The organism is Actinosynnema sp. NPDC050801, from assembly GCF_040673975.1.
In the GTDB taxonomy this organism is placed as follows: domain Bacteria; phylum Actinomycetota; class Actinomycetes; order Mycobacteriales; family Pseudonocardiaceae; genus Actinosynnema.
Genome location: NZ_JBFAQZ010000004.1, coordinates 194,512 through 208,364 on the forward strand (window position 1 = coordinate 194,512; position 13,853 = coordinate 208,364).

13 protein-coding genes and 1 tRNA gene are annotated in these 13,853 nt (G+C 71.4%); 8 read left to right on the forward strand and 6 right to left on the reverse strand.

What is annotated here, in order from left to right:
- The first annotated feature begins 27 nt into the window (after nucleotides 1-27).
- Entirely contained in the window at nucleotides 28-1,002 is a 975-nt protein-coding gene (locus AB0K14_RS11355; protein ID WP_360452084.1) for a hypothetical protein, read from the forward strand.
- Here the strand turns inward: AB0K14_RS11355 and AB0K14_RS11360 are convergent.
- Nucleotides 986-1,933: a methionyl-tRNA formyltransferase gene (locus AB0K14_RS11360; RefSeq protein ID WP_360452086.1), complete on the reverse strand. Its 948-nt coding sequence runs from the start codon at nucleotides 1,931-1,933 to the stop codon at nucleotides 986-988. The genes AB0K14_RS11355 and AB0K14_RS11360 overlap by 17 nt on opposite strands.
- Nucleotides 1,934-2,005: 72 nt before the next feature.
- Between AB0K14_RS11360 and AB0K14_RS11365 the strand changes: the two genes are divergently transcribed.
- A complete protein-coding gene (locus tag AB0K14_RS11365) occupies nucleotides 2,006-3,595 on the forward strand; it encodes an amidohydrolase (RefSeq protein ID WP_360452088.1) in 1,590 nt (529 codons plus the stop codon).
- Between the two features lie 134 nt (nucleotides 3,596-3,729).
- On the opposite strand, the gene AB0K14_RS11370 is transcribed toward AB0K14_RS11365, so the two are convergent.
- Nucleotides 3,730-4,359, reverse strand: a complete 630-nt coding sequence (locus AB0K14_RS11370) for a hypothetical protein (protein WP_360452090.1) — start codon at nucleotides 4,357-4,359, stop codon at nucleotides 3,730-3,732.
- Between the two features lie 193 nt (nucleotides 4,360-4,552).
- On the opposite strand from AB0K14_RS11370, the gene AB0K14_RS11375 reads away from it, so the two are divergent.
- From AB0K14_RS11375 to AB0K14_RS11390, 4 genes are all read left to right on the forward strand, one after another.
- Nucleotides 4,553-5,344: an SAM-dependent methyltransferase gene (locus AB0K14_RS11375; protein ID WP_360452092.1), complete on the forward strand. Its 792-nt coding sequence runs from the start codon at nucleotides 4,553-4,555 to the stop codon at nucleotides 5,342-5,344.
- 230 nt (nucleotides 5,345-5,574) lie between these two features.
- On the forward strand, nucleotides 5,575-6,843 hold the full coding sequence (locus tag AB0K14_RS11380; RefSeq protein ID WP_360452094.1) for a hypothetical protein: 1,269 nt from the start codon (nucleotides 5,575-5,577) through the stop codon (nucleotides 6,841-6,843).
- A gap of 75 nt (nucleotides 6,844-6,918) precedes the next feature.
- Complete coding sequence (locus AB0K14_RS11385) at nucleotides 6,919-8,028, forward strand: DUF6745 domain-containing protein (RefSeq protein WP_360452096.1); 1,110 nt, start codon at nucleotides 6,919-6,921, stop codon at nucleotides 8,026-8,028.
- Nucleotides 8,029-8,065: 37 nt separating this feature from the next.
- Complete coding sequence (locus AB0K14_RS11390) at nucleotides 8,066-8,500, forward strand: hypothetical protein (protein WP_360452098.1); 435 nt, start codon at nucleotides 8,066-8,068, stop codon at nucleotides 8,498-8,500.
- 618 nt (nucleotides 8,501-9,118) lie between these two features.
- Here AB0K14_RS11390 and AB0K14_RS11395 read toward each other — a convergent pair.
- Nucleotides 9,119-9,619 carry a hypothetical protein gene (locus tag AB0K14_RS11395; RefSeq protein WP_360452100.1) on the reverse strand — a complete coding sequence of 167 codons (501 nt, stop codon included), beginning with the start codon at nucleotides 9,617-9,619 and terminating at the stop codon, nucleotides 9,119-9,121.
- Between the two features lie 395 nt (nucleotides 9,620-10,014).
- Between AB0K14_RS11395 and AB0K14_RS11400 the strand changes: the two genes are divergently transcribed.
- Nucleotides 10,015-10,692, forward strand: coding sequence for a site-specific integrase (locus AB0K14_RS11400; RefSeq protein WP_360452102.1), 678 nt, complete (start codon nucleotides 10,015-10,017; stop codon nucleotides 10,690-10,692).
- Nucleotides 10,693-10,747: 55 nt separating this feature from the next.
- On the opposite strand, the gene AB0K14_RS11405 is transcribed toward AB0K14_RS11400, so the two are convergent.
- Together AB0K14_RS11405 and AB0K14_RS11410 are read right to left on the reverse strand one after the other, a co-directional pair.
- Nucleotides 10,748-10,820 (reverse strand) — tRNA-Arg (locus AB0K14_RS11405).
- A gap of 124 nt (nucleotides 10,821-10,944) precedes the next feature.
- A complete protein-coding gene (locus AB0K14_RS11410; RefSeq protein WP_360452104.1) occupies nucleotides 10,945-12,000 on the reverse strand; it encodes a LacI family DNA-binding transcriptional regulator in 1,056 nt (351 codons plus the stop codon).
- Between the two features lie 63 nt (nucleotides 12,001-12,063).
- Here AB0K14_RS11410 and AB0K14_RS11415 point away from each other — a divergent pair, with 63 nt between their 5' ends.
- Nucleotides 12,064-13,251 (forward strand): MFS transporter, encoded by a 1,188-nt coding sequence (locus tag AB0K14_RS11415; RefSeq protein WP_360452106.1) that lies wholly within the window; start codon nucleotides 12,064-12,066, stop codon nucleotides 13,249-13,251.
- On the opposite strand, the gene AB0K14_RS11420 is transcribed toward AB0K14_RS11415, so the two are convergent.
- Nucleotides 13,217-13,795, reverse strand: a complete 579-nt coding sequence (locus AB0K14_RS11420; RefSeq protein ID WP_360452108.1) for a DUF3558 family protein — start codon at nucleotides 13,793-13,795, stop codon at nucleotides 13,217-13,219. The two genes, AB0K14_RS11415 and AB0K14_RS11420, sit on opposite strands and share 35 nt — an antisense overlap.
- Between the last annotated feature and the right edge of the window lie 58 nt (nucleotides 13,796-13,853).

Genomic DNA, 13,853 nt, shown 5'->3' on the forward strand with positions numbered 1-13,853 from the left:
GAGCGCGCGCTCCTAGCGTTCCGGGGCATGTCCCGTGATCTGCGCGCCGCGCTGATGCTGTTCCTGTTGGCGCCGTTGGTGGGCGAGTTCGTGCTCGGCAACGTCCCGCTGTCCGCGATCGGCGCGCTGGTGGTGCTGGCGCCCATGTACGGCGGGGGAGCGCTGCTGATCCGCGAGCTCGCCCGGCGCACCGGCCGCGGTTGGCCGACGATGCTGGTGCTCGGGCTGGCCTACGGCGTGCTGGAGGCCGGGTTGCTGGACCAGTCGCTGTTCAACCCGTCGTTCGAGGAGTGGCAGTTCCAGGCCGTGACGCCGGTGCCCGCCCTGGGGATCAGCGCGTTGAACGGCTACTCGTTCGTCGTCGGGCACGCGGTGTGGAGCATCGGCGTGCCGATCGCGCTGGTCGAGTCGTTCGCGTTCCGGCGGCGCACCACGCCGTGGCTCGGCCGAACCGGGCTGATCGTGCTCGCGCTGGTGTTCGCGGCCGGTTCGGCGGCGGTGTTCTGGATCCTGCTCAGGCAGGAGGGGTTCATGGCCACGCCCGGGCAGCGCATCGGCGCCGCCGGCGTGGTGCTGGTACTGGTCGTGATCGCGTTCCTGCTCCGGCCGCGTCCCGCCGTGGCACGGCGGGTGCCGCGGCCGGGCTACCTGGGCTTCGGCGCCTTCGTGGTGTCGTCGGTGTTCGTCGCGGTGCCGGAGGACTGGACCGGGTTCGGCCTGAAGGTCGCGTTGACGGTCGCGACCGCCGTGGTCCTGTCGTGGTGGGGCCGAGGTGAGGGGTGGGGCGCCGCCCACCGGTACGCGGTGGCGGCCGGCGCCCTGGTCACCTACACGTGGTTGGGGTGGATCCTGGTGGAGAAGTCCGCCGGACCGCTCATCGCCCACGCCGTGCTCGTGGTGCTGACGTGGGCGTACCTGTTCGTGGTCCGGCAGGCTTCGCTCAGGGACGGCTCGGTCGGGGCCGGCGAGCGCGGGGACGGCTCGCTCAGGGACGGCTCGTGAGGTAGCCGCCCATGTGCGTGAAGTACTCCGTCGCACCCAACTCGCGGCCATCCTCCGTGCGCACCCGCTTGACCAGCAGTGCGCGGTTGCGACCGCGGCGCGCCAGGGCGCCCGCGACGATCGCGACACCGTCGCCCTCGCGGTAGAAGATCCGGCCGGGCGTGCCGCCGTAGCACTCCTCGGACACCTCGGCCTCGACGATCTCCAGCCGCTTGCCCTTGTGGAACGCGAACGCGCTCGGGTACGGCGGGCACTGGGCGCGGACCAGCCGGTCCAGCTCCTCGGCCTCCCACGTCCAGTCGATGCGCAGGTCCTCCTCCGCGCGCTTGTGGAAGAAGCTGGCCTTCGAGCGGTCCTGCTTGGTGAAGTCCGTGCGGCCCTTGGCGATCTCGGCCAGGCCGTCCACGGTGATCGGCCCGAACAGGGCGAGGGTCTTGTGGAACAGGTCGGCCGTGGTGTCGCGCGGGCCGACCGGGACGGCGCGCTGGAGCACGATGTCGCCGGCGTCCAGCGTGTCGTCCATCATGTGCGCGGTGACGCCGACCTCCTTCTCGTCGTTGATCAGGGCCCAGATCAGCGGCGAGAAGCCCGCGTAGGCGGGGAGCAGCGAGTCGTGCACGTTCAGCGTGCCGTGCTTGGGGAGGGTGAAGATGTGCGGCGGGATCCACGTGCGCCAGTTGGTGGCGACGATGACGTCCGGCTCGACCTCCTTGAGGCGCTGGAACAGCTCGTCGTCGTCCGGGCGGTTACGGATGATCGTCTCGACGCCGTGCTCGGCGGCCAGGTCCGCGACCGAGTCGCTCCAGATGCGCTCGTAGGCGTGGTCGCTCTTGGGGTGCGTGACGACCAGCACCACCTCGTGCTCGGAGTCCAGCAGCGCCTGGAGGGTGCGGTGACCCCAGGTCTGGTAGCCGAACATGACGACCCGCATGGGGGCTCCTCCTGGATAGGCTGGCCTAAGTTATCCAACCCTAACCTAAGTACCGTGGGCTAGCCTTTGCGGGTGATCCTCGATCTCAAGGTGGTCGGCGGGCGGGTCGTGACCATGGACCCGGACCGGCCGGTGGCGTCGGTGATCGGTGTCTGGGCTGGTCGGGTCGTGGGTCTGGACGACGACGTGGCCGACCTGCCCGCGCGCCGCGTGGTCGACCTGGACGGCGCGGTGGTGCTGCCCGGGTTCGTCGACGCGCACAACCACCTGGCGTGGGCCGGACGGGCGGCGCGGACGACGGACATCTCGTCGTGCCGGACGGTCGCGCAGGTCCTGGACGTGCTGCGCGGCGCGCGTCGCGCCTCCGGGTGGGTCGAGGTGGCCGGCTACGACCACCGCGTGCTCGACCGGCCGTTGACCTCGCGCGACCTGGACCTGATCGGGTCGCGGATCTACGTGCAGGACCTGTCGGGGCACGCGTGCGTCGTGAGCGGCGACGTGCTCGCGGTGCTGCCCGCCGCGGTGTTGCGCGACGCCCAGCGTGACGCGACCGGCACCCCCACCGGGTTCCTCGCCGAGGGCGCGCAGACGGCGGTGCGGGCGTTGCGGCTGCCGTACTCGCTGGACGACATCGCGGCGGACGTCGAGGCGGGCGCGCGGCAGTGCCTGCGTGAGGGCGTGGTGCTGGCGGCCGAGGCCGGGGTCGGCGGCGGTCTGCTCGGCAGCAGCCCGGTGGAGGTCGAGGCCTACCAGCGCGCCTCACTGCCGATCCGGGTGCAGCTGATGGTGTCCGCGGACCGCCTCGAACCCGTGACCGCCCACGCCGCCGACGGCATCCGCCGTGCCGTGCCGCTGGGGTTGCGCACCGGCCTGGGCGACGACCGGTTGTCCATCGGGCCGCTCAAGCTGTGGACCGACGGCGGGATGATGGCCCGCACGGCCGCCTTGACCTGGCCGTACGAGGGGATGGAGACCGCCGGTCAGCTACAGGACGACCCGGAGCTGATGCGCGCGGCGATCGTGGACGGGCACGCCGCCGGGTGGCAGCTCGCGGTGCACGCGATCGGCGACCGCGCCGTCGACTTCGCGTTGGACGCGTTGGCCGACGCCCAGGACGCCCTGCCGAGGCCGGGCGCCAGGCACCGGATCGAGCACTGCGGGTTGGTGCGGCCCGAGCAGCTGGACCGGATCGCCGAGCTGAACGTGGTCCCGGTGATCCAGCCGACGTTCCTGTGGGCCTACGGCGACGACTACGCGGAGATCATGGGGCCCGAGCGCGCGCCGTGGATGTACCGCGGCAAGGCCTTCCTCGATCGGGGGATCGTGGTGGCGGGCAGCTCGGACCGCCCGGTGGCGGACGGCAGACCGTTGCGCGCCATCCAGTTCATGGTCGAGCGGCGGTCGCGGGCCGGCCGGTCCGTCGGCCCGGACGAGGCGGTCACGGTGCGGGAGGCCATCGCCGCCTACACCACCGGCGCGGCCTACGCGTGCCGGCGCGAGGACGTGCTGGGCACCATCGCGCCGGGCAAGCTGGCCGATTTCGCCGTCCTCGACACCGATCCGCTGACCTGCGACGTCTCCCGGATCGGCGACATCGGGGTGGTGGCCACCGTGGTGGGCGGCGACTTCGCCCACGACCCGGCCGGGTTCACCGCCGACTGACCGGCCCGGCCGACCCGACCCGGCCGACTGCCGACGCGCCCGGACCCGACGCGACTGAACCGGACTGGCCCGACGCGATCCGAGCGGCTGGCCCGACCCGGTTGACCGCCGGGCCGGGCCGGATCGGGCCCGGCTCAGGCGCTCATCCGCCAGTGCACGACGTACCCGGCGGCCTCGGCCGCGATCAACGCGTCCAGCTTCGCCAGGTTCGTCCGCCGCGACAGCCGGAACGCCCGCCCCCGCCGTGCGTCCAGGACCAGCGGGACCGCACCCGGCAGGGTCTGCGGAACGGTCTGCTGCAGGATGCGCAGCCCGATGTTCGCCGCCTCCTGCGTCATCGGCGCCTCCTTCACGTACACCAGCACCGCCGCCCGCGACCCGTCCGGCAGCCGCAACCCGAGCTGCGGCCGGACCCGCAACGCCAGGTCACCGGCCTGCCACCGGGCCGCCGCCGTCGGCACGCCGGTCGCCCTGGTCGCCCGCAACCACGGCAGGAACCCCTCCCTCAGCTCCTCGAACGCGCGCGGCTGCCCGGCCCGCGGCTGCCGGTGCGCCGCCTCCACCGCCTTGCCCAGCTCCGCGGCCGGGTCAGGCGAGTTCGCCGCCCGCCGCATCGCGTCCCGCATCGGGTTGTAGAAACCCGCCACCCAGTGCTCCGACGACAGGTAGATGCGCCGCTGCTCGGACACGATGCTGATCCGGCCACGCTGGCCGCTCATGACGTACTCGGTGAAGGACAGGGCGGTGACGCTGATCGGCTCCACGACAAGCTCCCCTCGCGCGCGATCGAACTCGTGTTCGATTCTACCGGCGGGGTCCGACAATTCGGGGGCTGCGAACGGGGTATTCGCAGGTCGTAACGCGATCGGCCCAGTCACGCGCAGGCCGCGCAACGGTCGTGCGCAGTCCCGCGCGGAGCAGCACCTAAGCTGCGAACCCCTGGGGAAGGAGCCAGCCGTGGACGAACGACCGGACATCGACCTGACCCGGCCGAGCGCCGCCCGGGTGTACGACTACTACCTCGGCGGCGCGCACAACTTCGCCGTCGACCGGGAGATGGCCGAGCAGGCGATCTCGATGTGGCCGGAACTGCCGTTGATCATGCAGGCCAACCGCGCGTTCCTGCGCCGGGCCGTGCAGTTCTGCGTGCGGCAGGGCGTGACCCAGTTCCTCGACCTCGGCTCCGGCATCCCCACCGTCGGCAACGTGCACGAGGTGGCCCGCGAGGCCGACCCCCGGTCGTGCGTGGTCTACGTCGACAGCGACCCGATCGCGGTGACCTACAGCCGCACGATCCTCGGCGACGACCCGCGGACCGCCGTCGTCCAGGAGGACCTCCGGCACCCGGAGGACGTGCTCCGCTCACCCGAGGTCACCGGCCTGCTCGACTTCGAACGGCCGATCGCGGTGATGATGGTCGCGGTGCTGCACTTCGTCCGGGACGACCCCTCGGAGATCGTCGCCGCCTACCGCGACGCCGTGCCGTCCGGCAGCTACCTGGTCGTCTCCCACGCCACCCGCGATGGTCAGGAAGACCTGGCCGACGAGCACAGCGACCTGTACCGGCGGCGCACCACGACACCCATGACGATGCGGTCCAAGGCCGAGGTCGAGGCGTTGTTCGAGGGCTTCGAGCTGGTGGAGCCCGGGGTGGCGCACCTGTCGCTGTGGCGGCCCGCGTCGTCGGAGGACGTGGGCGCGCACCCGGAGCGGTTCTCGGGCCTCGCTGCCGTCGGCCGCAAACCCTGAACCGAGTGGTTCGCACCTTCGAGTGATCGAGCCCCGTCGGCCAACCGCGATGTTGTAGTTTCGTGACCTGGCAGGTGCGGCTGCCACCGAGGCTCCTCCTGACCCGGATGGAGTGGGTGCCTCCAGAGCGCGCGTTCCGACGACGTGCCCCGCATGTCCGCCGTTTTCCCGGGGTTCGGCGTGTGGCGAACCCGGTGGCGTCGACCGGGTGGCGTCCACGGAGGTTCCTCGTGTCGACAGGCTCACAGCACCTGGTGAAGCGCTACTGGTGCACCGGTGAGACACCGAACATGGTGCGCAGGCAGTGCGGCGGGTCGGATCCCGACTCGCTCGTGCCCGGTGCCCGCACGCCGGGGCAACGCCGGTTCGAGGCGGCCGTCCTCCAGGCGGCCAACCGCGCGATGGCGGGCATGCGCAGGCGTGGCCACGTGCTGCGACCGACGTCGCTGGTGAGCCGGGTGCGGCCGGACGAGGAGGTGCTCGGCCTGCGGATCCACGACACGGCGCTGGACCACCTGCTGGCCGAGGTGCTGCCGGTGGTCGTGGGTGATCGGGTCCGCGGCGTGCCCGGGCTGCGGGTGCGGCCCCGGCGCGACCACCTCGACCTGCGTTCGGCGGACGGGGAGGTGCGCCTGCTGGGCGTGACGCGGGAGCGCTGGCGGCGGGCCGTCGCCACCGGTCTGCCGGTCGACCTGGCGCTGAGCGACGACCTCGACCCGCGCGAGTCCGCGCCGCGGCCGGTGCTGCCCGCCGACCTGATGAGCGGCGTGCTGCGCCGGTTGCCGTTGTGGCGCGGCGCCGCGTGGCTCGACGGGATCGTCGTCGGCGACGTGCTGGAGCTGTACTGGCGCGGTGGTCCGCCCAGCGGGTCGGTCGCCGCGATCCTGGCCGGTTCACCGTGCGGCATCCCCGCGTCGGCGGCCGTCCCGTACCGGTTCGGCGACGCCGTGCGGGGTCTGGCGCTGTCCGCCGCGGAGCCCGGTGCCCCGGCCCGGTCGGCGGAACCGGAGTGGGCGTGGGTCGAGTGGGTCGCCGCGACCGCGCCCGGACCGGCCGTGGCCGAGCACGCGGCCCGGGCCGCGCCGGTGCGGCCGGACCTGCCGGACGTGTGGGAGCAGCCCGAGATGCGTGCCGCGCTGGCGTTGCGCGACATCACCGCCGTCTACCGGCTCTTGACGCACCACGGCGTGCCGCGTGACCGGATCGCCTCGTTGACCGGCCAACCGGACCACGACGTCGACCGGGTGCTGTCCGGCGCCAACGTAGAGTCCTACGACACCCTCACCGACATCGCGACCGGCCTCGGCGTTCCGCTGGGCTACATGGGGTTGGCGCACGACGAGCGGGTCGAGCCCGACGTGCCGTGCGACTGCGCGGGCTTGGACGAACGCGCGAAGCGCGACCGGTTCCTGGCCCACGCCGCTCTGGTGACCGTGGGCTCGACCGGTGCCACCTGGGGCTGTCCGGCCGAGAGCTGCCGCTCGGCCCGTCCGGTGTAGTCCCTTGCCACGCTTCGCGGTCGCTGCGATCATCGTCGGCATGATCGAACGAAAGGGCGTGCACGCCCTGACGCGATGAGCGTCCGCCGGCGGCGACTCCGCCGCTCTCCCGCCACCGCTCCGGACCCGGACGTCCGGTGGCAAGCCGTCGAACTCCGTGCCGAGTGGTCGTCGCACGCGCTGCGCGCCGAACCCGCCGGCCGCCCCGCCACCGAGGACGCGATCACCGCCCTCTACGCCCTGCTCGACGAGCCGCCGCCGACGTTCGTCTGGGTGGACTCCCCGGCCGCCGCCGTGCGCGTGCTGCCGCCGTCGGCGCGCAGACCCGCGTTCGAACCGCCGTGGCCACTGGAAAGCCGGTTGGCGACCATGGTCATGGAGCTGCGGCAACGACTGGACCGCCGCGGCAGGTCGGATTTCCTGCACACCGGGGTGCACGAGGTGCTCCGCCGTGTGGTGCGGGAGTCCGTCGCGGGCGCCGTGCGGTCGCAGCTGGCCGCACCGCTGGGCGTCATGTGGTACGGCCAGCACGACGCGGATTGGGTGGCCTACCACGACATCCGCCACCGTCTCGGCCTCGCGCTCCACCACGCCCGTGATGCCGGACAACTCGCCCTGTGGGCGACGATCGCCCGTTCCTGCGGCTGGTGGTGGCCGCGCCAGGACGTGTGCGTGATCACCGAACGGCCCACCGCCGTCGTCACCGAACCGGTGCCCGGCTCCGAGCACGGGGAACTGCGGCTGCACAACGAATCCGGCCCCGCCGTCACGTACCCGGACGGCTGGGCGGTGCACTCGTGGCACGGCACCCGCGTGCCGCGGTGGGTGATCGACGGACCGACCGCGGAGCTGATCGGGGCGGAGCGCAACGTCGAGGTGCGCCGGTGCGCCGTCGAACGCATCGGCTGGGAGGCGTACGTCGACCAGGCGGGCCTGACCCTGCTCGCGCAGGCGCCGGACCCCGGCAACCCCGGCAGCGAACTCCAGCTCTACGACCTGCCGTCCCGCCGCCCGGAACCACGGGCCCGCCTGCTGCTCGCGGTCAACGGCTCCACCGAGCGCGACGGCACACGTCGCCGTTACGGCCTGCGCGTGCCGCCGTGGTTCGACGACCCGGTAGACGCCGCGGGTTGGTCGTACGGCCTTACCGGTGTCCAGTACGCCCGACTCCAGCGCCGCACGTGAGACCTCCGACACCCCACCGACGCACACAGGTGATCACATGAACTTGGCGGAACTGCTGACCCGAACCGACCTGGACGTCCTGGACCACCTGGAACGCCAGACCACCATCCCCGTGGTGGACGGCTTGCAAGCCCAGGGCGACCTGTTGGTCATCCCGCTGGACATGCTCAACACCGTCCACCCGCACTACTGGGCCGACTGGCGCCCAGTGCCCGCGGGCGGCGTGGAACTCGTCCGCGGCGTCGCGGGCAACAACCCCCACACCCTCGTGGCGGATCCGGGCGCCTGCCACTGGACCCCGGACGTCCGCGACCCCGTCAACCTGGGCATCGCACTGATCACCAACACCGCGACGGCCTACCTGGTGCACCCGGAACACGGCGCCAACGGCCTGGCCCCGGGCCGCTGGCTGGTCCGCCGTCAACAGGAACGCGGCATCGGCGCCTGGGGCAACCTCCTGATCGCCGACTGACCCCGGGCCGCGACCGGTGCCTCGAGCGGTGGCACCGGTCGCGACCCGTTCAGCCGCCGATGCCGTCCAGTCCACATGAACCGCCGGGCGGCGGCGCCTCCCTTTCGAACCCTGGCGCACCCCTATCGCGGCTGATCAAGGAGCGGCAAGAAGCTAGCTGGCCAGCAGAGCCGCAGTTCAGCGGTAGTTCGGTCGAAGCGCTCAGCGCCCAGACAGGAGCTGGCGATCCAGCGTCGGCGCAGCTGGGGGCCAAGGAGAACCGGAAGCTGTCGCCTGGCGAGGTAGCAGAGGTGGTCGTCCGCTACGAAGCAGGAGCCTCGATCCGATCACTCGGCACGACGTTTGGATTGCACGAACAGACGGTGCGAGCACACCTTCGGCGGCAGGGCGTAGCAGTGCGATCGGTTCGCGCCTTCACGGAGGCGCGAGAGGCTGAGGTGGTACGGCAGTACCGCGAGGAGGTGTGGTCGCTGACTGAGCTGGCGGCCAAGTTCGGAGTGAGCGAATCTGCGGTGCGGAACGCGCTGGTGCGGCAAGGGGTGGAGCGGCGGGCGCAAGCGAGGCGGAAGCGCGACTAGATGGAAGGCCAGAGGTGGCCGTCTGCGGTACGAGCGGCGCTTACGGACGGGCGCGGTCACGTCGCCGGTCAAACCAATCCACCAAACCACTTGGCCATCTTGGGGGCTCGGGCGAATCGGCCTGTACCTGCTCACGCTGAGCTGTGAGGTTCTCCCAATCGCTGCGAACTTTCTCGAATGCCTCGGCGCGCGAGGTTAGTATCGCGAAGTCGGCAAATCGACTACGGAGAGCAGCAAACCCATCACGTCCTTTCTTATGGGCGTTCGTTTGGCTAACTGTCCAAACGTTGAGCGCCGAGGCGATCGCCGCCACCACACCGAGCCACCCGCCAACGAGGCGGAGCGTTGATCCTTCCTCCGCATCGGAGAGCAGGCTGGCAGACGCCAGCGCGGCGCCGCCCACGCCAAGAACCGTCAACACCGCTGTGACTGTCGCCCACACGCCCCAAGTCGCGCGGTGCTGGCGGGATCGGGTGCCGCAGCCGACGACGTGATCGGCAGCCTTTTTAGCCCACCCCTCCCTCAATGCCTGCTCATCCATCGACTTCGCCTCCTTACGGGCGCCGGGTGTCTGAATAGATTCACCTTCCGCTGTCTTTGCTGAGTCAAATGAATCTTTATCAGTTTTCTAAAGGTCGCGAGAACTGGCGGGTGAGTAGAGTTATGCCAATACAGTTCGCCACCCAGTTTCGCAGGTTGCCGAGCTGAACGACATCACTCGAACGGGTTGCCTGCCAGCCTGCGCTTGAGATCAGCGACAGATGATACCTGCACGGTGGGGAAACGGGCGAGACTCTGACCGTCCAGGAAACCTCTTCGCCAGGATTCAATGATCACCCGTCACCGGGGCGGCACCTAAATCCGATCTTGACTTCAGCAGTGCGGAATCGCCCATGCAGGGACATACCCGAGCGGTGGGCGTGGTCAGACCATCTGGTGGGGCTGGTCGTGGTCGGCGTTGACGATTTCGTGCTGTCCGTTGGGCAACAGACGGGACACCTGGCTGACCGCGGCAGCGGTGTCGGCGTCCGGCTGCGCGCGTTCCTCGGGGCATCGTCGGCGGCGGAACGGGCTGACCTCGTGGACCTGGTCGACGTGCTGGCCGCAACCGGCGCGCGGATCGGCGAACTGCTGGCGCTCGACTGGACGCGGGCCGACGTGGACGCGCGGACGGCCAAGCTCGAAGGAACCGTGATCCGGGAACGCGCCGCCGGACTGTTCGTCCAGGCGCACACCAAATCGTCGGCGGGAATGCGAACGATCAAGGTTCCGAGGTGGGTCGCCGAGGTGTTCGCCAAGCGGCAAGCGGACGCGTACGCCGAGTGGGTCTTCCCCTCGGCCAGTGGCTCGCTGCGTGATCCGGACAACACCCGCAAGAGTCTGCGCCGGGTGCTGGCCGGAACGGGCTGGGAAGGGCTCCACCCGCACGCCTTCCGGCACCTGGTCGCGACCAGGCTCGATGAGGCGGGCCTGTCGGCTCGGGAGATCGCCGACTACCTCGGCCACGCCCAGGTGAGCATGACTCAGGACGTCTACATGAACCGTAAGGCGGTGGGCGGGGCTGCGGCAGCCGCCTTGGAAGGTCTCCGGCAGCGACCGGAAACCACTGGGTAAGGGCTGGGCCGATCTTGACCAAAGATCGGCCACAGCCTCGCTAGCAGCGCTTGCGCGCCCCCGGCAGGATTCGAACCTGCGACCTCGGGATTAGAAGTCCCTCGCTCTCTCCACTGAGCTACGGAGGCTGGAGGGGCCGTGGCCACGCGCTGTAGCAGCGTAGCCGCCCCACCGGACACATCGTCCGGAAGACTCGTCGCGTTTCCGTCCGACGCGAGAAGGGCGCTTGAGAGGGCTAAAAAGTGATATGGATCACTTCGGTGGGGCCGTCGAGTCGCGCGAGACGAGGGAAACCGCCAGTCTGGTCGGCTCGCCTGGTCTGCCGCCGTCGAGGAGGCGGAGGGCCAGTTCGCCTGCTTGGCGACCCTTCTCGGCCAGGGGTTGACGCACCGTAGTCAATGGTGGGTCTGCGTGTTCGGCCGCCGGCACGTCGTCGAACCCGACCACCGACACGTCGGCCGGCACGCGCAGGCCCAGGTCCCGCACGGCCTGGAGCGCGCCGAACGCCAACTCGTCCGAAGCGCACAACAACGCCGTCGGCCGCGGGGACGCGGAGAGCAGGGCGCGTGCCCCCGCACGGCCCAGTTCACGGCTGCTGCGCGCGCACTCCCACACCGGTGTGTCCGCCCCTGTCACGTCCAGGTACCCGTGCAGCCGGTCGCGGGTCACCCGGAACGACGTCGACGCCAGCCGCTCGGACGTCACCGGGCCGTTGTGCCCGTCCGGGTGCAGCGCGAACGTCACCACGCCGAACCGCCGGTGCCCCGAGTCCCACAGCGACGCCGCCGCCAGTCGCGCCCCGCCGAAGTCGTCCACCTCGACCCGGGCCGTGTCCGGCAGCACGGGCTGGTCGATCACCACCATCGGCAACCCGCGCGCCCGCACGGCCGCCAGCGCGGGCGCGTCGTCCGGCAGCGAGTAGGCCACCACGACGTCCGCCTGCGCCCTGGTCACGGTCTCCGGCCGCGGCCCGCCCCTGTCCCGCCCGGGCATCAGCACCAGGCAGTGGTCGTGCCCGTCCACGGTCGACGCCAGCCCGTCCAGCACGATCGACAGCGCCGCGTCGGCGAACGACGCCGACAGCCCCTGCCCGAGCATGAACCCGACGGCCGCGCTGTGCCTGGTCGCCAGGCTGCGCGCCACCGGGTCGGGCCCCGCGTAACCCAGGGTCGCCGCCGTCTCCATGATCCGCTCGCGCAACGCGGCGGACAGCTGGTCCGGCCGGTTGTACGCGTTGGACACCGTGGCGCGCGACACGCCGACGGCGCCGGCCACGGTGTCGAGCGTCGGTTTGCGGGGACGGTCCACGTGATGAGCGTAACCAGGTAATCGGTTGGACGTTCTGAAGCGCTCTAGTTCACACTCGAAAGTATGCCCACGCCACGCATCGCCGTCTTCGCGGTGTTCCTGTTCAACGGGGCGCTCTTCCTGTCCTGGGCCGCGCGCATGCCCGCGTTGGCCGCCCAGGTGGGCGCGACCGAGGCCACGCTCGGCCTGGCGTTGTTCGGCGCGAGCGTCGGCCTGGCGCTGACGGCGCCGTTCGCGGCCAGGATCTGCGCGAGAGTGGGTGCGCGGAAGCTGATCGTGGCGGGCGCGGGGGTCACCGTCCTGGCCGTACCCGCGCTCACGCTGGCCGACACGCCCTTCCAACTGGGGCTGGTCATGTTCGTGCTGGGCGCGTGCGGCGCGTCGCTCGACGTGGGCATGAACGTGGCCGCGGTGGCCGTCACCCGCAGCCTGGACCGGCCGCTGATGCCGCAGTTCCACGCGGGCTTCAGCGTCGGCGGCCTGGTGGGCTCGCTGGGCGCGGCGGCCGCGGCGAGCGCGGGCTGGGGCCTCACCCGTCACCTGGTCACGGTCGCGGTGATCGGTGTGGTCCTGATGACGTGGGTGATCAGGGCCGTACCGGGCGAGACCGGCGAGACCGCCGACACGCCCAAGGACGACCGCCCGGTCCTCAAGCGGCCGTTGCTGTGGCTGCTCGCGACCATCACGCTGTGCTCCGCGATCGCCGAGGGCGCGGCCTCGGACTGGTCCGCGCTGTTCTTCGTCAACGAACGGGGCGTCAGCGAGGCGGCGGCCGCGGCCGCCTACGCGGGGTTCTCCATCGCGATGGCCACCGCCCGCCTGCTCGGCGAACCCGCGCAACGCCGCGTCGGCCCGTACCGGCTGCTCGCGATGGGCGCGGTGGTGGCGGCCGCGGGTCTGGCGCTGGCCGTGCTCGTGCCGCTGCCCGCCCTCGGCTACGTCGGGTTCGCCCTCGCGGGCCTCGGCCTGGCGTTCGCGTTCCCGGTGATCATGGACCTGGCCGGTGACGCGGGCAAGCGCGCCGACGGCACGGGCGGTGAGCGCGAGATCGGCCTGGTGACGACGGTCGCCTACACCGGCTTCCTGCTCGGCCCGCCGGTCGTCGGCGGTATCGCGCACGCCAGCAACCTGTCGGTCTCGTTGGGTTTCGTGGCGGTCGTGATCGCGCTGATGGTGCCCGCGGTGCTGCTGGCACGCCGGTCGCGCGCCCGTGAGCTCACGCGAGCGGAAGCCGGTCCAGAGCGGCCTTGAGCAGCGGCTGCATCGCGGCGAGCATCTGCTCGGGGACGCCGCCGGGCTGGGCCATCGCCACCAGCACGCTGCGGTTGGCGCTCACCGCCAGGGTCGCGGTGCACGCCATCTCGCTGCCGCTCAGTTCGCACAGCACCCACGTCGAGTGCCCCTCGACGACGACCTCGCGGCCCTTGGACTGCCGCATCCGCACCTGCTCGTACTTCTGGTAGAGCGCGGCGACCACGGTGCGGCCGGTCTTCGAGCCGTCGTCGAGCACGTACTGGCACGACTCCTGGATCACGTCGTCCTTGCGCGCGGGGTCCTTCTTGTACGGACCGATCGACTTGAGGTCGGCGGCGGTGAGCAGGGAGCACGGTTCGACGCCGACGACCGTGCGCGGCTTGGCGACCTTCGGCGCGCCCGCGGACCCGGTGGGCGTGGACGAGGTGCTCGACGGTGTGACGCCCGCTTGGGGCAACGCGTCCCCGTTGACGGAGTAGCTGCACCCGGCCGACAGGAGCAGGGCCAATGCCATCACGAGCACCGTGCGAGAACTGGTCACGTCCGGCAACGGTAGTGGGTGTGATCTGCGCACGTCCGGCGGTTGGTGGCGGTCCGGT

Excerpts from the sequence above, each read along its gene's own strand:
- AB0K14_RS11355 (WP_360452084.1), top strand. The coding sequence starts at position 28 with ATGTCCCGTGATCTGCGCGCCGCGCTGATGCTGTTCCTGTTGGCGCCG.
- AB0K14_RS11360 (WP_360452086.1), bottom strand. The coding sequence starts at position 1,933 with ATGCGGGTCGTCATGTTCGGCTACCAGACCTGGGGTCACCGCACCCTC.
- AB0K14_RS11385 (WP_360452096.1), top strand. The coding sequence starts at position 6,919 with ATGAGCGTCCGCCGGCGGCGACTCCGCCGCTCTCCCGCCACCGCTCCG.
- AB0K14_RS11390 (WP_360452098.1), top strand. The coding sequence starts at position 8,066 with ATGAACTTGGCGGAACTGCTGACCCGAACCGACCTGGACGTCCTGGAC.
- AB0K14_RS11395 (WP_360452100.1), bottom strand. The coding sequence starts at position 9,619 with ATGGATGAGCAGGCATTGAGGGAGGGGTGGGCTAAAAAGGCTGCCGAT.
- AB0K14_RS11415 (WP_360452106.1), top strand. The coding sequence starts at position 12,064 with ATGCCCACGCCACGCATCGCCGTCTTCGCGGTGTTCCTGTTCAACGGG.